The sequence below is a fragment of the Gemmiger formicilis genome (assembly GCF_016901605.1).
GTDB classification, from domain to species: Bacteria; Bacillota; Clostridia; order Oscillospirales; family Ruminococcaceae; genus Gemmiger; species Gemmiger formicilis_B.
Genome location: NZ_JACJKP010000527.1, coordinates 1 through 342, shown reverse-complemented (window position 1 = coordinate 342; position 342 = coordinate 1). Strand labels below are relative to the sequence as shown.

The window sequence follows — 342 nt, the reverse complement described above, 5'->3', positions numbered from 1 at the left end:
ACACCGCCCGGGGCAAGGATCTCTGGTTCCATGTGCAGAAAGCGCCCGGCAGCCACTGCGTGGTCATGAGCCGTGGGGAAGACATCCCGGATACCACCAAACAGGAAGCGGCCGAGCTGGCGGTGCTGCATTCCAGCCAGAACGGTGGTGCCAAGGTGGCGGTAGATACTACCGAGGTGAAAAATATCTGGAAAGCCAATGGCGCCAAACCAGGCATGGTATTGTACACGGTGTACACCACAGTCTACGTTACGCCGCGCCCGGGTCTGGAAGAACAGCTGAAAAAGCACTGAGTTGTAAATTTTATCATAAAGCCTTCTGCTGCCTGTGCAGCGGAAGGCT

1 protein-coding gene is annotated in these 342 nt (G+C 56.4%); it reads left to right on the top strand.

The genetic code is table 11. The annotated features are described in order from the left end of the window. Positions 1–293, top strand: a 293-nt coding sequence (locus H6B10_RS15775) for an NFACT RNA binding domain-containing protein (protein ID WP_204652398.1), incomplete at its 5' end; no start/stop codon positions are given. Between the last annotated feature and the right edge of the window lie 49 nt (positions 294–342).